Raw genomic sequence first — 24,564 nt, 5'->3', positions numbered from 1 at the left:
ATTCCGTGAATGAGATTTGAGCTTTCCCCTCTAAAAAAGTTGTTTTCATTCGCACGCATTCTAAGTGACTTTCGGACGAGAGCAAGGTAGAAAGTGCATTGATTATGGGGATCCAGAGTTCCGAAAAATCGTTTTTCTAGCTGAGTCCACAATGGCCAATACGCCGGGATGCTTCAGGCGACGTTCAACCGAAAGAGCATAAAATTGTTCTCGAACGTCTTGAACTTGACCTATTTTTTGAACAAGGTATTGCCGGCATATTTCTTTCGCCACGACGTTAGATCCGGGGAAAACTCCTTTTCCCGCCTGACCAAACGCTTTCATGGTTGCACCATCTTCAAACTCTCCCACCAACCGGGGGGTTATCCCAACCCGGGAGAACCACTCATCCATTCCTCGACGAAGCATGGAATTACCGGTTGGAAGGAGAAACGGTGCCCCATCAAGGGATTCCGGAAATTTTTTTTGATACTTGGCGGCGAGTTTTTTTGATGCAAACAATGTCACGCCGGATTCCCCGAGTAAATGACTGTGTCCCAAAATCCGCACCGTAGAAGGGATGGCCGTATCAGCAAGCACAATGTCCAGGGAGTGGAGAGCTAATTCTCCCAACAGTTGTTCCAGGCGGCCTTCCCAACACACCATTTGAAGAGGATCCGATAAAGCAAAGGCGGATTCCAAAAGTTTATACGCGACCATTTTAGGAACCACTTCGGCGATACCCACCACCAATTTTACAGGCCGATGACTAGGCCGACCTTTAATGGTGTTTGAGAATTCCTGTCCGAGAGAAAAAATCTCCTGGGCGTATCGGTAGGCCATCTGTCCTACGTCGGTTAAGACTAACGTCCGTCCCACGCGATGAAACAGTTTTTCTCCTAATGTATCTTCGAGGGTTCGAAGCTGAGCGCTTAACGCCGGCTGGGATAAATTGAGTTCTTCGCAGGCTCGCTTAATAGTTCCTTCCCGGGCTATGACCCAGAAATACAGCAAATGATGATAATTCAGCCATTCCATGGGTCACAGCTTACAATCAGGTATTCAATGATTCAAGGAATTACTGTGAATTTGTCGAAGCGCCTATGAAAAGTCTCTAATACGGAAAAGGGGAAAGGCTTGCACGATGAAAAATTCGAGGAAGCTCTGAAAATCTCGGGATCATAATTCTCAGGCAAAACGGGCAGTCCGAAAGGAGGGTCCGGTGAGAACCAACGCATATCATGTGTATTCGTTTATTCTTGCTGGTGGAAACGGGAGTCGAAGGCAGCTTTTCATTAAACAGTGGATGGATCAGGGTATTCCCAAATAGTATTGCTCTCTTGTGGGGGGGAGCGGTCGTTGTTTCACGCACCCTGCAGCGGGCTGACCAATTTAACCATCGGGAAAAAATCACTGTCATATCTCAGGTTCACAAGGAATTTGCCTCACAGCAAATGGCCCTTCACGCTGGGAGTGCCTTGCTCATGCAACCAATAAATTGCGACACGCGACCAGTTGTGTCCCTGGCGCTTTCCTATCTCAAGTTTTTGGATCCTGATGCGATAGTTATCATCCTTCCATCCGACCATTTCATCTTCCCCGCACAGCGGTTTCGGCGTCTGGTCAACTCTTCAGTCAGTGCCCTGACAAACAATTCCGATCAATTTATCCTTCTCGGAGTCCTGTCCAGCACTCCAGAGACAGAATGCGGTTGGGTTCAACCAGGCAGTCGAGTTGACAGGCTGCATGGCCTGCCTGAGCAACACTTGGACCGCATCTGTATTGGGTAAATGTACGCACATTTAAAAAATTTATATTTTTCAAAATTATAATGTATTTGTATATATATAGCCGGAATGTTTTAAATAGACATTGGACGTTGGTGACAAAGTGAGTGGCAAAGTGTAATGGGGAAAAACGATGTGCTCGTCACTTGGCTTAACAATGCGGAGGGTCTAGACTTAATTTATATCTTTGGCATATGCCAATCAGGAATAACACCTTTGGCAGATTCACCCATTCTCAATGTTTCGGCTAAGTAAGAATGATGACCCGAAAGTCCTCAGTAAGCACCTAACTCATGGACCTTACCCCCATTCCAGTTAATCAGACTCCCACTCAAGTTGTTTTTCCGCACAAGGTTCACCCGCCTCGTGTCCCTGACCGTCATACGCATTTTGAATCGTGGGCAGCCGTGAAGATTCCCAAGAAACTGTATACCGGAACCCGAATCCTCATCGGTTTTTTTCTTGTATTCATCCTGATTCTGGTTTTTGTCCCCTGGACTCAAACCATCAAGGCTCAAGGGCAGTTATCGGCCTATTCTCCTGCTGAACGCCCGCAGGAGATTCATGCACCTCTTGAAGGCCGTATCCTGACTTGGCATGTCAACGAAGGCATGGCGGTGAAAAAACAGGATTTGCTCCTTGATCTCGTGGACGTCGATTCCAAATTCCTGGCCCCGGATCTCCTCACACGGCTTGACGAATCCATTCAGGCCCTGGAAGAAAGGCGGGAGACCACGTTGGCTCGTGCCGATTTCTTGGGCAGACAACTCAAAGAAATGACCCCACTGACCGAAGCCACCACTCGATCTGCCGAATCCCGTGTCCAGGAAGCTTCAAGGCGAATCCAAAGTATGGTTCAGCGCCAGGCTGCCGCGAAGGTCGCCGCCCAAACTGCTCAACTGAATTTGCAACGTTCACAAATCCTGGAAGCCGAAGGGCTTCTTTCTCGGCGAGAACTGGAATTAGCCATTCAAGCTGAAGCCGCGGCTCAAGCCGAACGCAAAGCCAGTGACGCCGCATTTCAAGAAGTGTCTCAATCACGACTGGCCCTCACCCATGGACGAATCCAAATTGAAGCCGAACTTGGCCAACGCATTCTGAACATTCGTTCCCAAAGGGCTGCCGCCCTGGGAGAGGCTGCTCAGGCATCGAAGGAGTTGGCGGACCTGGCTTTAACCCGCTCCAATGCAGCCCAGCGACGAACAGCCAGCCGTATCACCGCGCCCATGGATGGCACAGTGGTCCGCATGGCACGGGTGGGAGCAGGTGAAATTGTGAAGCAAGGGGATTCGTTATTCACCATCGTCCCGGATAAGGCCACCCGGGCCGTGGAAATGTGGGCAGAACCGTTGGATGCGCCCCTTCTGAGGCCAGGAAGGAAGGTCCGACTGATGTTTCATGGCATTCCGACTATCCCACTTCCTTCCTGGCCTGAGCTAATGGCTGGAACGTTCGATGGCACCATTCTGGTGGTTGATCAAACCCCGGATTCACAAAAACGATTTCGCTTTTGGGTTGTTCAAGATCCGGAGGCCGCTGCGTGGCCACCGCAAAGTCAGGTTCGGCAAGGTACTCAGGTCATGGGATGGGTTCTGTTAAACCGGGTACCTCTTTGGTATGAATTGTGGAGGCGTGTGAATCTCTTCCCGGCTGACTATCAAGGACAATCAACCTATCTTCCCGAGACGTTTCTCCCCAAGGCCGGACGTCCGGGAAAATAATTACGGCTCCAGCGGATACACGGCAGTCAATTCTGCAAACTATTGTAAGGAGGGAGAAGGCATGCCACGAAATCTCATGACACTTTCCTGCCTGTTCGCAGGCGCGGTTCTTGTATGGTCTCCTTTACCCGATACATTCGCGCTGGAGACCACGACTTCCCGGTACGATGCGGTCACACGATCACTTCGCTTAGAAACCGTGCTGTCGTTGGTTGAGACACAACATCCACTGTTGCATGGGAGTCGGACTGAAAAACTGGAAGCGCAAGGGAAATTACTGAAAGCTCTTGGTGCATTTGAACCCATCCTGGTCAATGATTTGGAGGTGGAGCGACTGGTCAAAGACGGCAAAACCAAAAGTGTGGGGTTCAACGATACCATGATTCAGATGCGGCATCCCTGGGGACTCCAAGGATTTGCCGGATGGCGAACCGGTCTGGGAGATGTGGAGGTGGCTGATCTCGGAGTTAACCAGACCAATCAACCTCTGTTAGGCCTCGTGTTTCCCTTACTACGAGGATTGGGCACCAATCCAGAAAAGGGGGAACTGGAAAAATCCAAACTGGCAGAACAGGAAGCCACTCTTCATATTCAACAAACCCGCCAAGATCTGTATTTGGGTGCTGCTACCCAATATTGGAGATGGGTGGCCACCTGGAAAGCTGTGGATTTGCGCCAACAAGCCTTGGAAGTCGCCAAGGTTCGCCTTCAACAACTGACCCGACAGGCTGAAGCCGGTGCCGTCGCAGAATTTGATGTCACCGAAGCCCACCAGGAAGTCCAACGCCGACTGGAGAATGTCATTAAAGCCAAACGGGAAGCCGAACAGGAACAGTTCAAGCTGTCCCTCTTTGTCTGGGACCATGGTTCCCCTATGGTCTTCGGTTTGCAGTCGGTCCCAGACTTTCCTTCTCCCACTTCGACTTCAGGTAACCAATCTCGGGAAACTGATGTTGATCTGGCACAACAACGCCGGCCGGAAATTCTTCAAATTACACTTGAGGCGGCGCGAAATCATATTGATCTTGGTGTCGCCAAAAATAATTTGCTCCCTGATCTTCGGGCAGAGGCTGAACCAACCAGGAAACCCGGAGAATTTGTGTTGGGTCTGGGTTACCGCTTCGGGCTCCAACTCAGCTTTCCATTCTTACAAAAAGATGCAACAGGCCAACAAATGCAAATGAAAGCCAAGGCGGAACGATTACTGTGGGATCAGCAATACCGTATGCAACAAGTGGCGTTGGATATCGACAATGCCAACTCGGCTTTATTACGAGCGGAAGAACGGATGCAGGCGGCTTCTCAAGCCCTCATCTACGCCCGCTCTCTTGTGAAAGGCGAAAGAACCCGGTTTCAGGTGGGGGCCACTAATTTACTTTTTGTGAATCTTCGGGAACGAAATGTAGTGGATGCAGAAGTCATCTATATCCAGGCACAAGCCGAATATCATCAGGCCCAAGCCTTTTATCAATGGGCCACCGGCCATTGGACCCAGCCCGTGGCATAGCCACCAACAAGAACCGGCGTATTCTTAATGATCTCCTCCGAGTCTGTCCGGAGCATGAACAAAAAAGTCCTCCAGCATGTGGGCGTTTTTCTCAAACAGGAGCGCCAACTTCTTCTGACGATTCTTATGTATTCGTTGGCCGTTGGTGCATTTTCACTTATTATTCCGCTAACGGTCCAGGAGCTGGTGAATACCTTTGCGTTGGCCATCCAACCGATTATGGTTGTCACGCTGGTCAGTATTATGGCCGGGGTCCTCGCATTTGTCGGAGTGTTCAAGGTCCTTCAGTTTTACGCCACAGATCTTCTTGAACGGCGAATTTTTGTTCGCATGACTCTGGCCTTTGCCCGAACATTTCCCTCTATACAAGAAACACATTTCCGCGGCGAATATGCCAGCCGGTTTTTCGAAATTGTTTTTATGCAACGGGCCGTTGCCGGTTTATTGGTAGACCTTACCAACGTGGTGGTGAGTGGGTTCATTGGCATGACGTTGCTTGTCCTGTATCACCCGTACTTTCTGGTTTTTGATCTCCTTCTCCTCCTGGCTGTAGGAATCATCGGAGTATTAGGCCAAGGGGGACTTCACACTACCCTGCACATGTCGGAGACCAAATATGCCACCTATCATTGGTTTCAGGAAGTGGCCGACAATCTCAGTCACTTTAAATCCAGCCAGAGTCGGGATCTCATCTTACAGAAAGCCGATTCCCTGGCCCACGCCTATGTCCATGCGAGAGAGTCCAGGCTCAGGGTGCTGATAAGGCAATACATTGGGTCTATTTCTCTTCAAGTCCTTCTGCATACGGGTCTGTTGGGGACAGCGGGGTGGCTGTTGAGTAACGGGGAGCTGACCTTAGGCCAACTCGTGGCTGCGGAAGTCATCATCGCGACACTTCTTGTTAATTTGGATTCGGTCGTTAAGCGCACCTATGTGATTTTTTATTTTTTAACCGCGTTAACCGAGATTCAACATATTTTTTCTCTTCCCAAAGACCATCAAACTTCAGCTCAGTTCGTCAGCTTGCCCGAGGTTTCCCCCAAAGGGATCGGGCTTTCTATCTCCCATGTTGGCGGTTTGCCTCCTCCCTGGCCACATGCCTTTGAACTCACCATAGATCTGAAGCCTGGAGAAAAATGGGCATTGGTGACCGTAACGGAATCCCAACGATTACAGGTTTCCAGACTGTTAGCGGGTTTGGATGATCCACCACACGGAACTATTCGCTACAATGGGATTGATATTCGTGACCTTCATCCTGATGCCGTGAATGGCATTCGTGGTCTGGTGTTGAGTAGGGATTTGTCACTTTTTGAAGCCACGTTCTTGGAAAACATCACATTGGGACGAAAGGACCTGTCAACCGAGGATTTACTGTGGGTTTTAAATTTTGTTGATTTGCAGAAAGAAACGGAGACTTTCCCAGAAGGTTTGCAAACGATGGTTCAATATGGTGGAAAAAATTTTTCACCCAGTCAGACTATTCAAATTTTATTAGCCCGGGCCTTGATCGCTCGCCCGAAACTCCTGGTGGTCGATGGTGGGCTTCATGAAATTCCTTCACCTCAACGTGAGACCATTCTTGGCAGGATCTGTGCGGCTGAGAGCCCATGGACAGTGGTAATTGTCACCACTGATCCCAACGTCAAAACGTTTGTCCAGCAAAGTGTATCATTACACTAACGCGTGGTTGAGGAATGTTGTTGAATAACCGCGAAGCATGAAGCATGGGCATCACAAACGAATTTGCCTCCGTATGTAGAGGTGGCAGCCGGTTCTCTAGTTAATGAACCGCTTGGAGGCCCGGGGGACTTGGAGGTGGGTGTGGTGGCGGTCGGCGAACATGCGCCATGCCGGTCTCGTGGGTTTCCGTACCTAAGACGATCGATTTGCCGGCTATTTTTTGGAGTGAGACTACCAGTTAGACGAGTTCGTCAAATACTGTACACGTGTGGCTGGTGGCGCATGAAAGCCGCCAGGGCCGGACAGTTTCAAATGATCTTCAAGTCTTCACCCCGGCAGGCCTCCTTGACCAACTGAATTGTCGACCATCATATCCTGTCAAGGCAATCGTGTCGACAGACCGGCTAGTCATGTCTGGGGAAATTCAGAGTTTTGGTTTCTTTGCCACATTTGGCTTATAAGGAGAAGGCATGTTCAATACATGTTCGGTGAAAATGGTGGTATTCATGCCGAAGCACGTTGGGGCTCTTTTTTCTAGGAAAGATTCTGAAGACCTTCGTTAACTTTTCGAACTGGTCCTCGTAACAAATCGTCTAATTAATTGCTCTAGTTATTTGCTTCCGCATGAGAGACATGTCGCGGCCTCGGTTTCATGTTCCTTGAGCCTTAAGGCCAGAAGGCATGCTTTGCCACACCTGAGGCATTTGTAATCGTATTGAGGCATCACGGCAAATCCGTATGAGGTTTCCTCCACTTCAAACTTTAGATCCTGGGTTGGTATGGGGCTAATTGCCGTATATAGTTGATCACCTCTCGAATCTCCTCTGAACTTAATCGATCCCACCAACCATGCATGGGGCTAAAGACCAAGCCCCAAATAACAATCGCACGAAGGTCTAACTCACTTTTGGCTGTGGATTGCGGAGAATGGAAATCTGTGGGGGGCACGATTAATGCGGATGAATCCGGGCCCCTTCCGTCGCCGACCTTCCCATGACATCGGAGGCAATGCAGACGATACATTGTTTCTCCCGCATCGATCGTTGTGGTCTGTTGAGCCTGGACTTCTCCCGGCCATAACAGAAGACAGGCCCAGGTGAGGAGGGGGAAAAGAAGGCTGAGAGGAATTGGTGCTTTTTTGTATTGAGTGAACCCACTGAACCTCAAAGAAGTACGATGTTGTCGCATCTTGCAACGTCCCTTCCCTTTCCATAGACCCAAATTGCAACACTTTTCGTGTGCTCCATTTTCACTTAGTCTTTTTGCTCTAATCCCAGATCTACCCATGTCTGCAAAAGATTCTGCCGGGTCAGGCATCCTATCAGCAAACCATTTTCCTCTACTGGAAGTACCAGAAAAGTATGGTCTTTCATGATTTTGACAGCCTCCGCTAATGTGGTGGAAATAGGAATTGCGATTGGGTCCGGCACCATGATCTCCTGTGCGGTTAATTGGCTGACATTCCGCCCTGCTTCCAGCACGGCCAACACATCCATTTTGATCTTGATGAAAACGGAAATCATGAAATGTGGCGATTTGTTGGATTGTTCTGAGGCCGACAGCGGCGACCGCATGAAGACCCATGTGATTCTCCTCTCTCTCTTTCACTCATAACCCCACAAAAGTTTTTACAGGGATGGAGTGAATGAAAATTTAAACGGATTGAAACGAAATCAGGTATGACTTCCATTTCGAATATACACCTCCAACCTCCAAAACTATTCAGTCACTTTAAGTGATGGATAAAAACTCCTGATTCTTTATGAGAGAATTGACCTCACCGGACCATCTGGATGGCTCAACAGACAGGATGGTTTTTCCTCAAATTTTCACTTTTAACATTTCTGCGTTATCGGAGTGCATGTGTTGTCCTTTGTCTTTAAAAGGTTGAACCATGTGGATGGTATCTTTCTCGTAAGAACCATGAAATCAGGAGCTTTGCATGTACAGTAATTGAAGCAAGCCTCGTGCCTTTATGGGCAACCTTCTTCTTCTATCATCCCCGCCTGTTGTCAGTGGAGACACTCTTTGTGGCACTGGTGTTCCCCCTGGCTGCCGTACCTTAGGCAGCATTCGCCGTGGGCACCTGGGTGTCGCATACTTATCATCTGACAACTACCTGAAAGTTTTATGGCTTTGTGGGCGGCCACCGGCTTTGATCTAACCAGATGTTGTGATTGCAGCCATAGCGCTACCGTCTTCCAGATTTGGTTCTGTGGTGACAGAGGAAAAGTTTATCCCTTTGGGGTTTCTATAATTACTTCATTCTGCTAAAAAGAGGGCGAATCTTGCATTTTCCTACAAAAGAAATGAGACGAGAAGCTCGTCAACAACACACTGCCAAGCAAGCAAGAGAAATTCCGCATCATAGCCGATACGATGCCCGGCATGATCTGGATTGCTGGAATGGATACGCGCGGCACGTATTTCAATAAGTCATGGCTGATGTTTACGGGGCGAACTCTGGAGGAAACGCTGAGGACGACGTGGACGAAAGCGGTTCATCCCGATGACGGTCAGCGCCGGAAGGATGGCCAATATTGTTGGGTCTTGCATATGGGTGTGCCATCGCGCACAGAAGAGGGGGGCCCTGGCGGATACTTAGGGTCGTGCGTTGATGTCACTGATCTCAGACGGTGCAAAGGGGCTTTGCAAGAGCAGCAAGACGAACTGATTAAAGTTGTGCAGGAGCGCACCTCCTCCCTGCTGGTGACCAATGCCTGCCTGCAACAGGAGATCGCCGAGCATAGGCAGGCCGAGCATAAGCTGCGTGAACAGCACGCCCAACTCCGGGCGTTGGCGTCAGAAGTCTTAGAGGCCGAAGAGCGGGAACGGCGGTACATGCCCGGTGGTCTTGCAATGCAAGGCCTGACCCTTAACACGTTCCTTTAGATTCCACAAGAAAACAGGAATGTGCAACTTGACGGAAATTGGATGCTCAACAGGCCATTCGCCTTCCGCAGAGAGAAACAAGGGGAGCTATGTCAACTCATACTTCAAACACGGAAACGAATGAGAAACCGACGAACAAGAAGCAGAAGAAGTAGATCGAAGACGATATCATCGGCAAGCTGACGCACTACTCCGAGTTGATGCGGGACTGCAACAGCATCAAGACGAGCATGAACTTCCATCTGGATGCAAAACAAATCAATAGCGACGACAAGGTCGAGATTCAAATGAAATTCCTTGCATGAACTCTCCCTCCACCGCAAAGTGTTCGAGTTCACATAGCACACAACACGTCACCCATAACAAACTCGGTTGAATGGCTGGGAAAGAAAGGAATACTTCTATGGCACTTAAATTTAAATACGCCTTGGTCGAGATCAACAGCAAACCCGTATTGGTGGACAAAAAAGCGTTTGCTGAGGCCTCCCAGGCCCTAAGGGACGCCTTGGCAAAGGTATCGGCCATCACCAAAGAAGTGAAGGAGAAAGGATTCGCCTTGCAGACCCCGGAAGGGATGATACCTGTCAATCTGGGGTCGGCGAGTGATTTTTCTAAATGGGTAACCAATAAATTAGAAATAAAGAATTTCGATCTTGGAAAAGAGGTAGCAGAACTCCCCAGCCCAGCTAGGGACGTGGCAAATATTTTAATTAATACCGACCTTGTGCTCTATTCTGCGGCGCTGTTCTATACTGGCGAACCCTTGAAGAAACTCTACGGTGAGCTGGTGATTGGGTTCAAACTACCGGAGGATGCTATGGATTTCCCACTCGCATTGAAGGAGATCGTGATCGCGGTGGACAATTATCCAAAAGATCCAAAAGGTTAAACTAAAAAATAAAAAAGTTCGTAGAGGAACAAGGCGATAATGGCTCCAGACAAATCCTCCAACCGAGGTCATCGCTTTGGTAAACATGACTGACTCATCTGGAGATCCTTTCAAAGAGTTCGAGAGTCCCGTCGCGCTGGGGGAGTGGCTCGCAGAGCAGGACAAAGAAGGCTTCGCGACCCTCTGGGAAAAGTGGCGGAGTGATGTAACGGGAGTGCCCATCGAACTCGCGACGATGGATCGCAAGCTTGTCTTCACTTATACGGGTATGGGGGTCGTTAAGCCGCCGCTCAAGATCGACGTAAAGGGGGATCTTCTGGAGCAGACCTACGCACTGCTGACGGCGGTTCAGCAATCCGTTAGCCGTCTTCCCCGGGAAACAGACACCGGTACACTCCTTTTGCCGACGACTGAGCCCGGTCTCATCGGGTTGCCGCCGGCGAAGTCCGAGAGATCCGGCCTGCCGGCGGAATCCCTCCCTTCGCCGCCTGGGTTTGAGCCGCCGCCAATCGCCAGCCCTCTGTTGGACCCCGGAATTCCGTCGGTGATAGTTCTCCCACTGCCCGCCGTCGATGGACCGGTTCGGCCCGGCCTGCCCGAGCCGGTTGCCGTGACTGCAGTCATATCGGCGTCCCCGCTCTCGACTGTGCGCCTGTGGCCCGACGAGGCCCCATCCGCCGTCGTGCCCCTGCCTGTGTCGGTCGGCCCGGTCACGGTCTTCCCAACTCTCCCGACATCCGAGACGCAGGTAGCGTCGGCCACGAAATTGCCACAACCCGAGCGGACCGCCGCGTTCGTTCGGGCCGGACGGTATCTGCTCCCTCTTGAGCCGTTCCCGGCGGACAAGGGCGGTGGTAAGAACCTCGCGGATGCGATCAAAAGCCTGGACAAAGATCTCACTTTGCCGCCGGGCGTTGCGGATGTTCTGGGCCATCTGACGGTCCGCAGGGGGTTCATGGTGCTCAGCCGCCAGTTCAAGGGGTTGGTACTCGAAGTCGAGTTGGATGACCCGGTTCAAGCCGTCATCCGGCTGGCGATAGGGAAAGCGAACAAAACTTGGAGCTTTGAGGGGGAGGTTTTCCTCGCACGCCGTGCCGAAAAACCTCCGCTGATCTTTACCCTTTCAATCCATACCGAAAGTCAATCCAAGTGGCTGGTGATGGCCCTCGATGGGGAGGTCAATTTGGTAGACGATCTGTTCATTCCCATGTTCGGCGATAAGGTTTCCGTTCCAAAGGGGTTCAGCGTTGCCGTGAAGAACCCGGTGCTGGTCATGGTCAAGACCAAGCAGACGAAGAACGGTAATCCGAACACGAAGGCACTGGTCAGCGTGAACCTGGGTATGGACGTGGACTTCGCCGAACTACCTTTCGTGGGTGAGGCGATAAAATCGCAGGAGGCCGCCAAGATGACCCTCGGTGTTCAGTATGCCTCCGGGCCTTTCCTCCGCGACGAAATCGCCGCTATCAATTCGGTTCTCTCCAAGGAGCTGCAGCTCACGGCGCCCGAAGGCGAACCCTTTAGCGGGCTGCTGCTCTCGGCCGCTATTCAGGTGACGGGGGAGTCTTACCCGATGAGCTTTCCCTTAGGCGGGGGAGAGAACAAGGCAAAAGCTACAAGCCATCCCAACGGGACTCTCGAATTAGGCGGCTCAGACCAAAAAGAGAAACAAACCAAGACGATTAAATGGTTCAAGCTCAACCGGTCGATCGGTCCGGCGTATCTGGAGCGTGTAGGCGCCGGATATTGGGACGATGAAGTCCAATTCCGGGTCAGCGCGAACGTGCAGGTGTCGACCCTCACTTTCTCAGTTGAGGGTCTCGGTGGTTCGTTGCCTTTGAAATTGCCCTCCCAGCCCAGCTTTAACCTCGATGGCCTCGGCCTCAGTTTGGCGGCTGACCCGGTCAGCATCTCCGGGGCGTTGCTCCGTTCCTCCACCGCAAGCGGGGCAGATCAATACGACGGCATGGCCCTGATCAAGGCCGCTGACTTTACGATCACGGGCTTAGGTTCGTACACCACTATAGGCAAGGACCCGTCCTTCTTCATCTTCGCCGTTCTGCACAAAGACCTGGGCGGACCGGCTTTTTTTCATGTCACCGGCCTTGCGGCGGGCTTCGGCTTCAACCGGGCGCTCAAACTGCCGCCGATCGACGAGGTACAAAATTTCCCGCTTGTCCGGGGAGCGTTCGACGAGACGTATTTTGCAGGCTCCAAAAACCCCGTTCAGACCGCCCTGACCAAGCTACGGGACTACATCCCGTCGTCACCGGGCGGGTATTGGTTCGCGCTGGGTGTCCGTTTCAGCTCGTTCGAGATGATCGAATCCTTCGTGCTCCTTGCGTTCAGTTTCGGCAAGGAGGTGGCCATCTCGGTACTCGGCCTGTCACGGCTCAGCATTCCGAAGGGCGCCAAGAAACCGGTCGCCTACGCCGAGCTCCAGCTCAAGGCCGAGCTCAACTTGACGACCGGTACCCTTAAGGTCGAAGGGCGTTTATCGGAGAATTCCTTCATCCTTGACGGCAAGTGCCGGCTAGCAGGAGGTTTCGCGTTCTACACTTGGTTCTCCGGTAGCCACGACGGCGACTTCGTGGTCACGATCGGCGGCTACCACCCTCGCTTCCTTAAGCCCGATCATTATCCTGTGGTGCCGCGGGTCGCGATCGATTGGCCGATCTCCGCCGAGCTTCGCGCTACCGGCGAGCTCTACTTCGCGCTCACGCCTTCGTGCCTGATGGCGGGCGGCAAACTGGCGGCGGTGTTCAAGTCCGGCGGACTCAAGGCGTGGTTCGATGCCTACGCCGATTTCCTGCTGCAGTGGCAACCCTTCTATTACGAGGCCGACGTCGGCGTCAATCTCGGTGTGTCGTACACCTTCAAGATTTTCGGTTGCAGGACCACCCTCAAGGTCGAGCTGTCGGCCGATCTTTCCCTATGGGGCCCGCCGTTTGCCGGCCGGGCGCACATCACTTGGTTCATCATCTCGTTCACTGTCAAGTTCGGCCATCAGGAACGCAAGAAGCCGGATCCCCTCACTTGGGCTCAGTTCGAAGAAACGTTGCTTCCAACCAACCCGTCGCTCATCACGCTTCGGGTGAGCGCCGGGCTTATCAGCCAGGGAACGGTCGATGGCGCTGACTGGCCAGTAGTTAATGCCCATCAGCTCGTCTTGACGACTTCCTCGGTCGCCCCCGCGACGACGATCAAGTTGAATGGGACGGACAAGTACACGCCAGAGAATGACCTCGACGCAAACGGAATTCAACGAAAGTATGGCGTCCAGCCGATGGACGTGCGGGAACTGACATCGAACTACGATGTCGTGCTCAGCCGACTCGATGGCGGGGCCTACACGAAAGAGAACGTCTTTTCAAAGGTGGTGCGGCAAGGCGTTCCGACCGCCATGTGGGGTCCGGACAAGCCGAAAGAGGGACCCAGCTCCGACGTCATCGCCGGCGCCCAGACCGGCCTCAGTTTCACGATCAAGGGGGCCGACCCGACCCACGAGCTCTTGCCGGTCGATCTGAAGAAACTGGCCTACGAGGATCTCGGCAAGGACATCAACTGGCGGCCGGACCTCAAGGCACCAGAGCCGATTGAAGCGCACGGATCTCACACCTTGATGAACACCATCGAGATCGGAGGGTCGGAGGCTCGCCGGCAAGCCATCCTGGACGCACTGCAGGCAGCGACCCCGGCTGTTCGGCTTAACACGATCGACTTGCGGCTCCTGTCGAAAACGGCGGACCGCGTGTACCAGGCATCACCGCGGATGGCCTGTCTGGGTCAACCGCTCGAGAAGAAAAGATGAGGAGAAGCAAGCATGGGCGGTGAAGCAGAGCTCGAGGGTGAAATCCGGTTCTTCCAGTCCTGCATCCCGAGCCTTCCTCCGGGGGACTACAGCGTTAAAGTCGACCAGACCCTGCGCATGGGGGAGGAGGCCAAGTATGACGAGGAGCTGAAGTTCACGATCGCTGGTCCCCGGTTCTCGCTTGCGCCTTCCGACATCTATTCGGTCTTTCCCCCTCGTGGAGAGACCGGGGCGTACGAGAACGCTCTGCCACATATCGTCTTCACCCGCAAGACGATCCCGTGGGAGCGGACCATCGATGACAAGCCCCAGGACCCCAAGGCCCCGTGCCCGTTCGCCGCGCTACTGGTTGTGAGCGACAAGGACGACATCCGAACGGAGTCGCAGCGCGAGGAGGACAAGAAGGCAAACAAGCCGCCGTTTGGCGCCGTGCGATCGGCAAAAGTTTCGGAGCTCCTTAACCCGGGCAGCGAAGTCCGTGGCCCGAAGGGCGTCAAGATCAACGACAAGTACGAATCCCCGGACGATCTGTGCAATGTCGTCGACCTGCCATCGAACCTCTTCCAGTCGATCGTACCTGCGAAAGACGACTTGCCGTATCTCGCCCACGTACGCAAAGTCGACAGCGAGAACAAGGAGACCCTCTCACGGCTCGGCGACGGTTGCTATTCCGTCATTGTCACCAACCGGTTCCCCGAAACGACTGTGAAGACGCCCGTCACCAAGGTTGAGAATGGCAAGGTGATCCCCGTCACTGAGGTCCTCTATGACGGCAGGGAGGCCCCCGTTTTCGAGGAGAAGGAGGGTCAGAAGAACACCGCGTACCTGGTTTCTCTCGAAGGGTTTGACGGCTACTTACATGGTGGTAAGACGATTTCCGAGAAGACGGTACGGCTTGCGGTGCTGGCCAGTTGGAGCTTTACCTGCCGCGGCAGGAACGACTTCAAGGTGTTGATGTACAACCTCGACCCGTTAAAGGGCAACCATGATGGGTCGGACGGGCGCCTGTGCATTCCGCCGCCGGAGCCGGCGGCCAAGGACAACGCTTCCAAGACCGTCGCTGACGCCTTTGAGCATGGCTATGTCGGCCTCAACCACACGGTCCGGATCGGTGAGAAAACGGTCTCGTGGTATCGCGGTCCGCTCGTCCCCCTGAACCTTGAGAAACACGAGGATTACCCGTTCTACCCGTGTGCCGACGCCGCCCTCGGGTACGACTACAAGAGCGGGTTGTTCGAGACGACCTACGCCGCCGCTTGGCAGCTTGGACGCCTACTTGCCCTGCAAGACCGTCTCTTTGCAAAGGAGGTCTATCTCTATCGCCGGGAGGTCACACAGGTGATCGCTGAGGAGATCAGGATGGAGGCGACGCGCCACAAGTTCAAAATCACCGATGGCAAGACCGACGCCCTCATGCTGGAACGTCACGCCCTCCGGCAGCTTATGTCGGCGGACGGTCAGCGCGCCGTCCGGTCACTTTCTGAGAAGGGCTCTAACTCGTAACGCACGGAGTGATGATGGCAGAGGACACAGCAAGCAATTCCCCACCGAAGAGCGACTTCGAGCGCCGGCTCACCAAGGGTATCGACCTCAGTGTTCCGGACGACATCGCCGGCTGGCTGGGCCGGGGGTTGCTGCTTTATGGAGTTCCATTCAACTACCTCGTCCCGGATGAGCGGATGCTGCCTCCGGAGTCGATCCGGTTCTTCTATCTCGACCAGGCCTGGGTCCAGTGTCTGCTCGAGGGGGCTGTGAGTGTCGGCCGCGGGACCGAGCGTGATGAGATGGTCGATCAGGAACTCAGTAACAGCTTTCTCGCCCGCGCCTCTGAAGCGGGCGCCTCGCTCCGGGATCGTGGCCGTGCGGACTCTGACGACGACGAAGCCAAGGCGAGCGAGCTCACCAAGCTCAACTGGCCACTCACCGGCTTTCTGCTGCGGTCGTCCGTGGTCGCGGGCTGGCAGGGGCTCGAGGTGGTCGCCTCCGAGGGGTTCGACTCCACGATCGAGAAGCCGATCGGTGTTCTGAAGGCGCTTCGAATCGACCGCCTCGGCCCCGACGTTCTGCTGTGTCTCTACAATGGCGTGATCAAGTTTATCGAAGTCATGCAACCCCTTGAGGGGTTGCACTTCGGCGCATCGCCAACGCCCAAAGGGGGGTTCCAGAAGTTGAGCGTGCGGCGAGTCAATGCCCCGGCAGGCGAACAACTCCCCGGGCCGAAGGCGAAGGTCAAGAAGGGCGATGCCCTCGACGTGCCGATGCGCCCAGGCGTGAACCGGGTGGTTAAAGTGAAAGAGCTCGCCGAGAACCTGGAGAAGAAACTCAAGGGCATGGGGGCCATGGACAAGGAAGGTGAGTACAGCCTCTTCACCGCCGCCGAGTTCGGCCTGCAGATGGTGGAGAGTCCCGGCAGGGTCAGGTTCGAGGCTGCTGGAATGAAAAAAAATGAGCGCAAATCCTGATCGTTATCTTCTCGTTCCGATGAGTGTCGATGCCCTCCTGGTCGGCAAGGAGGCCCATCTCACCACAACTTGGTCCGACATCTCGCCGCGCTTTGCGGACATCTTGCAAAAGTGGAGCTACCTTGGTGTCAACATCGTCGGCCTCCTCGACAAGTCGAAGTGGACGCCGAAGCCAGGGGTTCACCTCCACTGGGCTCTACCCGAGGCCATGGCGCGAGCATCCGAGGACGGTGGGACCGAATCCGGCTACCCCCTCATCCCCAATCGCTGGCTGGTGGAGCGGTTCGTCGAATCGAGCGATGGTTCGGTGGCGGTGTGTAGCTGGCTGGTGGAGAGTGACGCGCTCGACGGCGACCAGGAAGGAAGTCATGAAAAGCAAATCAGCATCTTGGACCTGAAGGCCGCGAAGCTCGTTACGCGGTTAGGGGCGTGCAAGAGGCTCGCCGAAGGAGGGCCGTGGGAGCCGAAGGAGGAGCCGTTCCGGATTGAGCTCACGGCCCTCGGCTGGGGCGATCCCGCCTTTGCAACGTACTATCCGGCTTGCAAAGGTGTCCTCGGGTTTCACGACCCGGCCCCTCCGACGCTGGGCAAGGGGCAGCGCCTGGGGTACCTCGTCGTCGGCTGGTACTCGGAGCGTGCGAAGGACCCGCTTCAGCGATCCCTGCCTCCGCTCGAAGTAAAGCTCGGCGAGAAGTCACGGAAGAGAACTCCGATCGAACAGTGGAATGCGAGGCTGACCCAGCAGAAGTGGTCCTGCGAGCCTCAGTCCAAGGAGCCCGCCGAGCCCGCGACGCGAACGGCCTGCCACGGTGCTGTTGTCGACATCGCGTGGCGCGGGCCCGATCAGCGCTACGCCACGGGGGCGCCCGACCCGGACGGCTACAGGGTCGCCGTGGGCAACTCGTCGATCGAGGCGCTGTCGGCTCTGTTGCGCCCGGCCGAGACCGACCCGGCCAATACCGACACCGTTCTCCAGGGCTTGCAGCATGGCATTCTGTCCAGGGAGTTGGATCCGATAAGACTGAGCGACGAACTGCACCTCCGCCGATTCGGCGCGTCTGACGGCGGAGCCGCGTTTGCCATTCAGGAGCGCCGCGCCGCCAAGGTTGGCGAATCGGCACCGCCGGTGGAGGTCCCAGAGCGGCTGGAGGCGGCGCTCGAGAAGCTGAACAGCACTGCAGAGAGCCTGGCACGGAGGCGGCGGGAACTTGCGGCCGAGCGCCAGCAGCTCTACGGCGCCTGGTGCCTCTGGGCGAATGACTACCTCGACCGGGAGGGTCCCGAGCCGGCAGAGAATACACCGCTTACCGATCGAAAGGTCGCTCTCGAGCAGGCCGTCGAGAAGTCAGTGGGGGACCTGACGAATCTCGAGAATGACCTCAAACTATCGAAAACCGCGCTCGACAAGCTGCTTGCCGACGGCTGTCCGGACCTCGAAGTGGCCGACGCCACCTTCGCTCCGTTCTACCAGCCGAATGAGCCGACGGTGGTGATCTCGGGCGACGGCCTGGGTCGGGCATCCCGTTTCCAGGCAAACAACGCGAAGGACGAAGCACTCCCGTGCCGGCTGCCGGAGGCGCTTGTCGACTCGCTGCTCATCGACATCCCCAACGGCCGAAAGGGAAACGTCGTTCGCGCGCGCCAACTGTTCGTCCTCAAGCGCGATGTGCCCATCGGCTCCGCCTTTGGAGAACTGATCGACAGTCTTCTCCGCGAAGCGATGCTGCTCGAGACGGTGAATGTCGAGCGCATCGGGCGCAAGGCGTACGAGATGGCAGGGCTCAAGAGTACACCGAGACTCGAGGAGATGCTTGAGGACATCAGGGCGTTCGTGGAGCGCGCATTGCGACGGCCTGCGCCTCCGCGCGAGCCGCAGTACACGAGGCTGGCGGAATACGCCGCCGCGCCAGGACCGGCCAGCCAGAGTGTATGGACTCGCAATCCGTGGTTGCCGTTCCAACTACAGTGGGAGGTCGAATGGGAGTCGGAATACAAGCCCGTCAATTGGAGTCCGACCAAGAACTGGGAGTTCAGTCAAGAGTCCGGCGACCTGGTTCACCGTAGGGGCGCCACCAGCGGCGGCGGGTCGCAAGCGTCGCGGGAGCTGTCCAGCTTCAATGGCTGGACGATCTTGAACCCCGACTCTACGCACCTCCTACGCCGAAGTCTCCAGGAGAACGGATCCGAAAGCCGCGATTCGGCCGATATCAAAGCGCTCATCGCTCGCCTCGCTAGCCCGTCGGTCCTATCGCAGACTCTGGGCGGCTTTAATGAGGCGTTGCTACAGTTCGATGCCGCGGTGCAGCTCCAGCCGGTGAGCCCGGCATTCCTTGTTTCCGGCGAAGGTGAGCCCGAAGACCCCGTCGGCCAGCTCCTGGCGACGGCCGAATTGCTCTCTCCCGACACAGGCAAGTCTCTCTTCCCGGTCCGCTCCGGAACCCTCCGTCTTAAGAACCTCTGGATCGTCGATGCCTTCGGCCAGACCCTGAAGTTGAAGCCGGAAGACCTGAATCGTCCCAAGCGCCCGGTGCGCCTGCTGCCAGCCGATGGCGCCCCGGAGAAACTGGCGTTGCCGCCGCGCCTCAGCCAACCGGCTCGATTGCGCTTCGTCTGGGAACCGGCCTTGCCGACCGCCGTGGATGCCGCCGCCGCGAGTCCGATCCATGGCTGGCTGGTCCCGAACCGCCTCGACAGGAGTTTCCTTGTCTATAACGCCGCAGGGAAAGTCCTCGGCGCCATCCAGAAGACCCTGCGCGTCAATGCAGCGGCGACCGGTGGGGCACCCGATCGAGGCAGCAAGGCATTCTTCTGGGTGCCGGTACCCAACGACAGTTCGCCGGACTCATTGAGCTTCTACCAGGATTTGGGGTCCGACGATTCGTCTGTGTGGGAGTCGAAGCGGCCGGACTCCCTGAGCGAAGAGGACGCGACCCTCGTCGCGTTCGTCGATTATCTCCTCGCGCTCGAGATCAACCCCGGGAACGAGTTCCATGCTCTGGTGGAGCGCCTGCTCGGAAGCAAGAACACGGCAAATCCGCAGGACGACCCTCTGTTGTCGATCCTCGTCGGTCGTGCGCTCGCTCTCGTCACCGCATCGCTTTCGATCGAGCTCGCCGGGAAGACGGCTGTGGACTGGGACAAGTCGGCCGCGGTCGCGGACTCCTACACGAAGATTCCGTTTCCACTTCGCCTCGGTGACGCAGACGACCCTCACGACGGCCTCATCGGAGTACTTGGTGGCGACGCTGGAGCAAAGGTGTTCTATCCGGCGGCCGGAGCATGGGCATCGACAGGCGGCCAAATCTACAAGGGGGCCATCGAGTACGAGCACGATTGGACGGTCAACGCCAACTCGGCGACCCGAACCAGGGTGACGATGCTGGTCGATCCGCATCGCCCGGTGGTCGCCCGGACCGGAATCCTCCCGGCCAAGCGGGCCGCGCTTCCGGCGCGCGTGGTCTCGAGCGTCGCCGGGGTCAGGGACGTCTTCTTTGTGACTGCGCCGGTGCTTGGCACGAGCGACATGCCGCGCATGCCGGCCCCCTCGGATGACTACGGGCAGTGGTCCTGGGCTGTGCGTCCCGAAGTCACCAAGTGGCGGCAGAACCCCGAAATCGGGGCTGCCGACGACCGGGCGAGAGTCGGGTCGCTGCCGCAGCAGCTAAACGAGGGATGGCTGTGTTTGCGCATGAACCCGGTTGTCATCCTGAGTTTCTGGGTGCGCGAGGGGGCGACGAAGGTGCCGCCCAATACCAACATCAGACTGGCATGGAAGGTCCAGGGGGCGGACCGCGTGACCCTCGGGCGTCAGGACATCGCAGAGCCCGACAAGGTCTGGGAGGAGGCCAGCTTGGCTCAATCGCCGGAATGGGAGGGCCCGGTCCGGGTCGCGAAGACAGAGACCTATGTCCTCACCGCCTTCGACAATCGTGGCAATACCAGTAAGAAAACCGTGACCATCACAGTCGAGAGGGAGGGTGCACAATGAGCCAAGCATTCAACGTCTCGGTCGACAAGAAGAAGACCCAAGTCTTCGTCGGATCGGGCGAGAATACGAAGGACAACAAAGTGACGATCAAAATCGTCTCCAAAACGGACACGACGACGATCAAGATGCTGGCGGTTAAAGTTGATGTCGGGAACGATGAAAACGCGCTGGTGAGTGTCGCCACAGATTTGAGGCTCGTCGCCGTCGTGTCACCGGCCGTCGCCGAAGATCCCAGTGAACAGCTTGAGATCTCAGGCAGCGAGCCCGACGAATCCTCCTATAACTGGAGTATCAAGTACGGAAGGCGAGGTTTCGACGTCGACGCCACGGACGGCCTCGTCTTGACATTCACCGGGATCGTCTCTGAGACCAATGCCGGTCTAGCCAAGGTCAAACTGGCTTTCGACCTCACGGGTAATGCTAAGGATTCCGAAGAAGTCGCCATTCAAAAGCAGCAAGACGAGAAGCAATTCGAAATCGTGAAGTTCACGGCCACGCCGACCTATCTTTCCGGTAGCGGGAAGGTGACGTTCTCGTGGAGTGTCAATCAGGCCACCAGCGTCGAGCTTCTGCGCGATGGACACATGGTCCCGATACCGACGAAAGATAACTTAACCCAGAACGCCTTCCCGGACTATCCGCCGAAAGATGGTGAAAACAGGTACCTCCTTATCGCCAAGCGCGCCGGCCATAAGGAGGACATCACGCGGGAGATTATCGTACGGAGGGAGAGGCCGGGCTGGATCTCCCTGGACTACTCCGGTTCGTACGGCGAGCCGTCGACCTTGTTCGGTGGGCTGATATTCGGAGAAGACACTACTCCCAGCATGGCCGGGATCTTCATCAAGGACGGTCAAGCGCGATTGTATCGCTCCCAGAGCGGTACAGGTGCCTGGCTTCAGGAGTCATCGTCGGTTCCTCGTGGAATGGAGACCAGCCCCGGTGTCGTGTTCGACAAGAAGCTCTGGCTTCTGGGTGGCTCGGCAGTGAGCCCAGACCAAGGGTCCGATCGGATTTGGCATTACACACGGGATGAGGGCTGGAAGGAGTGGAATTCAAGGGCGGAACGCTTTTCGCCGCGAATGGGTCACGCATGTGTCGTGTTTGACAACAAGCTTTGGGTGATGGGCGGATTCGACGAGAATGGGAACGCGCAGAACGATGTGTGGCAGCTCGCCAAGGGAGATGAGAATTGGCAGGGCCCGACCACCGCTAATTGGCCCGGCAGGTGCATGTTCGGTGCGGCGAGTTCGGACGACCATATCGTCGTTTACGCCGGCGTGAAGGAGCCGTTCGGAGCAGGGTATAAGGACCTGTGGTCGCGCACGAAAACAGATGAAGCCTGGAAAAAGGAGAAGGAGCCAGATGTGGGCGCCGAGTACGCGCTGGCATCCGCCGTGGGCAGGTTGGTAGGACAATGGTACTTCGTTGCAACCTATCTCATCGGCAACCTCGAGGAGCTAAAATTCAACGCCTGGGCCAAAAACCAGGGGAGCTTCACCGCTATGCCCAGGAAACCCCAGCTCGAGACCTACCAGGTAACACCCTACAGCCTGGCGGCAATCGAATTCGGCGGGCGGATGTTCCTGCGGGCCCTCGGCGATCGCACGGGAATAACCAAATGCCGACTTCACGTATACATTCCGGAGGTAAGATAATGAACAAAATCCATGTAGCGGCGTTGCTGATTTCCTGTGCGGGGCTTGCTTCCACTGCGCAGGCGTCGGGGTCAATCACCACGACTCTGCTCCCGTTCAAGACGGATCCTTCCCGGGACCTTGTGATCTCGGCCACCGAGAAACACGTTTCCAGCAACACGGCATGCCTTCACTTCGATCTGGGCCCCGTCGCGCGATCGCACCCCACCAAGATCACGGGGGCGACTCTCCGGGTCATCGGAACGAGCGATGTCCAGAATACGCAGATAGTGCGAGTGTTCGAAACGAACGAACAATGTACGGGACCGAAAACCGACCAGGGGTCGATCGCCACCTGGACCATCAGAGCCTCTGGTGAAGAGGCGCGCACAAGCGGCGATGGGCTCGTCGACGTCGTCGCCGAAGCCCTGAAGGAGGGACCGAATACGTTGAGTCTGTTCCTGCGGTCGGAGAGCCGGAACTCGAATTGGAGCTATGGGTCCATCACCCTGGTCAGCGAAGATTCCGACAAGAAGCCGCGCCTGATCGTCACCTTCGAGGTCGATCGGGATACCTCGATCGCCTCCGGTGACACGACCGATTGGATCTTCTACTCGGCCGGGAAGCCTCCCGTGGTCGACAGGACTCAGATCTTCACGGGGCTTCTGGCCGACTCGGAGCCGCTGATTCACGGTGACGACGTTATCGTCATTGCCGGTGGCAACGTCGAACGCCTGTCGACGAACGGTGCCCGTCGCTGGCCGGGGGTGACGATATCCAACCCGGGCATGAGGTCGGCGATCGACAGGCAGGGTCGACTGTATAACGTTGGCTCTGACCGCCAGATACGCCTGTTCGACCTGGAGAGAAACGGCGAAAAGATTGGCGAGATGCCGTTGGATTTCTTACCCAACGACACCAAGCTCGACAAGGAGCTTACCGTTGCCACGGGTGGCAACATCTACTTCGCCACCAGCGGTACACACAGTTACATCTACGGCCTCACGCCCTGGACCGCAAAGGCCGCTCCCAAACAGCTGCTGCCGATCTGGCGTACGAAAACAACGACCGGTGGCGTCGCAACCAACGTGGTGGTCAGTCCACCGGGCCCGGATTTCATGACCTACACCCTGGCCAAGGAGGGGTTCTTCGCCCTCGATGCGGCTACCGGCACGAAGTCGGACACCAGCGAGTGGAAAGCCGACAAGAACTGGCCGCGCTTGAATCCCGTCGTCTCGGCGGGGCCGGAACACGAGTATGCCATCCTCGCTGCCGGCAGTTCGAACGGGATCGTGCGCGCATTTTCCCACGGTGCATGGTACTGGACACAGGATCTGGCAGTGAGCCAACCGACGATCGACGCAAAGACAAACCCTTCCGATCCCTCAATCGTGGCGATCGCGGGCGGCCGGTTCGTCCGGCTGGACCTTCTGAACGGGAACGAGCGATGTCATTCTGACGCTGGCCTCGCGGCGACTTCCAACATCATTCTCGATGGTGAGTCGAATGCCTACTTCTGGAACAACGGCACGTTCTACATCTACGGACCCGATTGCAAGCTGATCAAGGAGGAGCCGCTTCGTGACCTCGGGGAGAATCTGACGCTGCGGTTCGCTGCCGACGGCAGCGTGATCACGAGGCACGGAACGACCCTCTACGCGCTCCAGCGACGGGTCGCAGACCAGACCCTGACCATCGACAACGATCAAATCAAGGACGGCTACGCCTACGTCGGAAACGCCGTTCGAGTCTCCGCCAACACGACGTTGACTGCTGGTACGAAAACCTTGCTCCGGGGCAAGCAGAGTGTGGGATTTGGCAACGGCTTCCAGGTTGAGTCGGGGGCAGAGCTCTCGGTCCAGGTCCAATGATGCGGAGTTGAGTCTTTAGCGGTCAGGTCATATCCACCTCAAGGGGGCAGAAAAGGGGACGCATGCCTTAATTTGCAGTTGTGCGTCGGACAGGTAGCCGGTGCCTTCTCGTATTTCCGGAATGAATTCCCCGCATCCGCAACCGGGCGGCCAAGGCAACCATACCCCGGCCCGGAGTGGGGCGACAGAGGTATCCCGGAAGCGTGGGTTCGCCGGAAGCGAGTTGCATCGATAGGCGGGCATAAGCAGGAAATAGATTCGAAACATCCTGTAAGAACGAAACCACACCATCCATGGAAGGGGACCTATGACACACCACACAGCAGAGGGCGGTGAG

Annotated in this window: 17 protein-coding genes; 12 read left to right on the top strand and 5 right to left on the bottom strand. The window is 55.9% G+C overall.

All coding sequences use genetic code 11. The features are described 5' to 3' along the window. Nucleotides 1-102 precede the first annotated feature (102 nt). Complete coding sequence (gene nhaR, locus ACWHYD_RS14070) at nucleotides 103-1,017, bottom strand: transcriptional activator NhaR (protein ID WP_447962660.1); 915 nt, start codon at nucleotides 1,015-1,017, stop codon at nucleotides 103-105. A gap of 203 nt (nucleotides 1,018-1,220) precedes the next feature. Between nhaR and ACWHYD_RS14065 the strand changes: the two genes are divergently transcribed. The 4 genes from ACWHYD_RS14065 (at nucleotide 1,221) to ACWHYD_RS14050 (ending at nucleotide 6,677) form a co-directional block, all read left to right on the top strand. Continuing rightward, a complete protein-coding gene (locus ACWHYD_RS14065) occupies nucleotides 1,221-1,769 on the top strand; it encodes a hypothetical protein (RefSeq protein ID WP_447962659.1) in 549 nt (182 codons plus the stop codon). Between the two features lie 290 nt (nucleotides 1,770-2,059). Beyond that, a complete protein-coding gene (locus tag ACWHYD_RS14060) occupies nucleotides 2,060-3,487 on the top strand; it encodes an HlyD family secretion protein (RefSeq protein ID WP_447962658.1) in 1,428 nt (475 codons plus the stop codon). Between the two features lie 61 nt (nucleotides 3,488-3,548). Then, nucleotides 3,549-4,994 carry a TolC family protein gene (locus ACWHYD_RS14055; RefSeq protein WP_447962657.1) on the top strand — a complete coding sequence of 482 codons (1,446 nt, stop codon included), beginning with the start codon at nucleotides 3,549-3,551 and terminating at the stop codon, nucleotides 4,992-4,994. Nucleotides 4,995-5,048: 54 nt separating this feature from the next. Next, nucleotides 5,049-6,677: an ABC transporter ATP-binding protein gene (locus tag ACWHYD_RS14050; protein ID WP_447962656.1), complete on the top strand. Its 1,629-nt coding sequence runs from the start codon at nucleotides 5,049-5,051 to the stop codon at nucleotides 6,675-6,677. 762 nt (nucleotides 6,678-7,439) lie between these two features. Here ACWHYD_RS14050 and ACWHYD_RS14045 read toward each other — a convergent pair. Together ACWHYD_RS14045 and ACWHYD_RS14040 are read right to left on the bottom strand one after the other, a co-directional pair. Next, complete coding sequence (locus tag ACWHYD_RS14045) at nucleotides 7,440-7,865, bottom strand: c-type cytochrome (protein ID WP_447962655.1); 426 nt, start codon at nucleotides 7,863-7,865, stop codon at nucleotides 7,440-7,442. A gap of 65 nt (nucleotides 7,866-7,930) precedes the next feature. Continuing rightward, complete coding sequence (locus ACWHYD_RS14040) at nucleotides 7,931-8,200, bottom strand: CBS domain-containing protein (protein WP_447962654.1); 270 nt, start codon at nucleotides 8,198-8,200, stop codon at nucleotides 7,931-7,933. An 865-nt stretch (nucleotides 8,201-9,065) separates the two neighbouring features. Between ACWHYD_RS14040 and ACWHYD_RS14035 the strand changes: the two genes are divergently transcribed. Then, on the top strand, nucleotides 9,066-9,569 hold the full coding sequence (locus tag ACWHYD_RS14035) for a hypothetical protein (RefSeq protein ID WP_447962653.1): 504 nt from the start codon (nucleotides 9,066-9,068) through the stop codon (nucleotides 9,567-9,569). A 104-nt stretch (nucleotides 9,570-9,673) separates the two neighbouring features. On the opposite strand, the gene ACWHYD_RS14030 is transcribed toward ACWHYD_RS14035, so the two are convergent. Further along, a complete protein-coding gene (locus ACWHYD_RS14030) occupies nucleotides 9,674-9,856 on the bottom strand; it encodes a hypothetical protein (RefSeq protein WP_447962652.1) in 183 nt (60 codons plus the stop codon). A 116-nt stretch (nucleotides 9,857-9,972) separates the two neighbouring features. On the opposite strand from ACWHYD_RS14030, the gene ACWHYD_RS14025 reads away from it, so the two are divergent. After that, complete coding sequence (locus ACWHYD_RS14025) at nucleotides 9,973-10,458, top strand: hypothetical protein (protein ID WP_447962651.1); 486 nt, start codon at nucleotides 9,973-9,975, stop codon at nucleotides 10,456-10,458. A 94-nt stretch (nucleotides 10,459-10,552) separates the two neighbouring features. Here the strand turns inward: ACWHYD_RS14025 and ACWHYD_RS14020 are convergent, their stop codons facing one another. After that, nucleotides 10,553-11,233 carry a hypothetical protein gene (locus ACWHYD_RS14020; RefSeq protein WP_447962650.1) on the bottom strand — a complete coding sequence of 227 codons (681 nt, stop codon included), beginning with the start codon at nucleotides 11,231-11,233 and terminating at the stop codon, nucleotides 10,553-10,555. On the opposite strand from ACWHYD_RS14020, the gene ACWHYD_RS14015 reads away from it, so the two are divergent. From ACWHYD_RS14015 to ACWHYD_RS13990, 6 genes are read left to right on the top strand one after another with little or no spacing between them, the layout of a single operon-like run. Beyond that, nucleotides 11,225-14,269, top strand: a complete 3,045-nt coding sequence (locus tag ACWHYD_RS14015) for a DUF6603 domain-containing protein (protein ID WP_447962649.1) — start codon at nucleotides 11,225-11,227, stop codon at nucleotides 14,267-14,269. The two genes, ACWHYD_RS14020 and ACWHYD_RS14015, sit on opposite strands and share 9 nt — an antisense overlap. 12 nt (nucleotides 14,270-14,281) lie before the next feature. Next, nucleotides 14,282-15,772 carry a hypothetical protein gene (locus ACWHYD_RS14010; RefSeq protein ID WP_447962648.1) on the top strand — a complete coding sequence of 497 codons (1,491 nt, stop codon included), beginning with the start codon at nucleotides 14,282-14,284 and terminating at the stop codon, nucleotides 15,770-15,772. An 11-nt stretch (nucleotides 15,773-15,783) separates the two neighbouring features. After that, the gene (locus ACWHYD_RS14005) at nucleotides 15,784-16,731 is read left to right on the top strand and encodes a hypothetical protein (protein WP_447962647.1); all 948 of its coding nucleotides are present in this window, start codon (nucleotides 15,784-15,786) and stop codon (nucleotides 16,729-16,731) included. After that, nucleotides 16,715-20,719 (top strand): hypothetical protein, encoded by a 4,005-nt coding sequence (locus ACWHYD_RS14000; RefSeq protein WP_447962646.1) that lies wholly within the window; start codon nucleotides 16,715-16,717, stop codon nucleotides 20,717-20,719. Before ACWHYD_RS14005 ends, ACWHYD_RS14000 begins: the two co-directional genes overlap by 17 nt. After that, nucleotides 20,716-22,377 carry a Kelch repeat-containing protein gene (locus tag ACWHYD_RS13995; RefSeq protein ID WP_447962645.1) on the top strand — a complete coding sequence of 554 codons (1,662 nt, stop codon included), beginning with the start codon at nucleotides 20,716-20,718 and terminating at the stop codon, nucleotides 22,375-22,377. Before ACWHYD_RS14000 ends, ACWHYD_RS13995 begins: the two co-directional genes overlap by 4 nt. Next, nucleotides 22,377-24,227: a hypothetical protein gene (locus ACWHYD_RS13990; RefSeq protein WP_447962644.1), complete on the top strand. Its 1,851-nt coding sequence runs from the start codon at nucleotides 22,377-22,379 to the stop codon at nucleotides 24,225-24,227. The genes ACWHYD_RS13995 and ACWHYD_RS13990 overlap by 1 nt, the downstream gene beginning before the upstream one ends. Nucleotides 24,228-24,564 lie beyond the last annotated feature (337 nt).

The organism is Nitrospira sp. Ecomares 2.1, from assembly GCF_965152585.1.
Note: the sequence above shows the minus strand (reverse complement) of the source record. Positions and strands in the feature narration are given on the sequence as shown.

What these genes read in the sequence shown, in the direction of transcription:
- ACWHYD_RS14050 (WP_447962656.1), top strand. Translation starts at nt 5,049, where the DNA reads ATGAACAAAAAAGTCCTCCAGCATGTGGGCGTTTTTCTCAAACAGGAG.
- ACWHYD_RS14035 (WP_447962653.1), top strand. Translation starts at nt 9,066, where the DNA reads ATGATCTGGATTGCTGGAATGGATACGCGCGGCACGTATTTCAATAAG.
- ACWHYD_RS14005 (WP_447962647.1), top strand. Translation starts at nt 15,784, where the DNA reads ATGATGGCAGAGGACACAGCAAGCAATTCCCCACCGAAGAGCGACTTC.
- ACWHYD_RS14065 (WP_447962659.1), top strand. Translation starts at nt 1,221, where the DNA reads ATGTGTATTCGTTTATTCTTGCTGGTGGAAACGGGAGTCGAAGGCAGC.
- ACWHYD_RS14010 (WP_447962648.1), top strand. Translation starts at nt 14,282, where the DNA reads ATGGGCGGTGAAGCAGAGCTCGAGGGTGAAATCCGGTTCTTCCAGTCC.
- ACWHYD_RS14000 (WP_447962646.1), top strand. Translation starts at nt 16,715, where the DNA reads ATGAGCGCAAATCCTGATCGTTATCTTCTCGTTCCGATGAGTGTCGAT.
- ACWHYD_RS14060 (WP_447962658.1), top strand. Translation starts at nt 2,060, where the DNA reads ATGGACCTTACCCCCATTCCAGTTAATCAGACTCCCACTCAAGTTGTT.
- ACWHYD_RS14055 (WP_447962657.1), top strand. Translation starts at nt 3,549, where the DNA reads ATGCCACGAAATCTCATGACACTTTCCTGCCTGTTCGCAGGCGCGGTT.
- ACWHYD_RS14040 (WP_447962654.1), bottom strand. Translation starts at nt 8,200, where the DNA reads ATGATTTCCGTTTTCATCAAGATCAAAATGGATGTGTTGGCCGTGCTG.
- nhaR (WP_447962660.1), bottom strand. Translation starts at nt 1,017, where the DNA reads ATGGAATGGCTGAATTATCATCATTTGCTGTATTTCTGGGTCATAGCC.
- ACWHYD_RS14025 (WP_447962651.1), top strand. Translation starts at nt 9,973, where the DNA reads ATGGCACTTAAATTTAAATACGCCTTGGTCGAGATCAACAGCAAACCC.
- ACWHYD_RS13995 (WP_447962645.1), top strand. Translation starts at nt 20,716, where the DNA reads ATGAGCCAAGCATTCAACGTCTCGGTCGACAAGAAGAAGACCCAAGTC.
- ACWHYD_RS13990 (WP_447962644.1), top strand. Translation starts at nt 22,377, where the DNA reads ATGAACAAAATCCATGTAGCGGCGTTGCTGATTTCCTGTGCGGGGCTT.
- ACWHYD_RS14045 (WP_447962655.1), bottom strand. Translation starts at nt 7,865, where the DNA reads ATGCGACAACATCGTACTTCTTTGAGGTTCAGTGGGTTCACTCAATAC.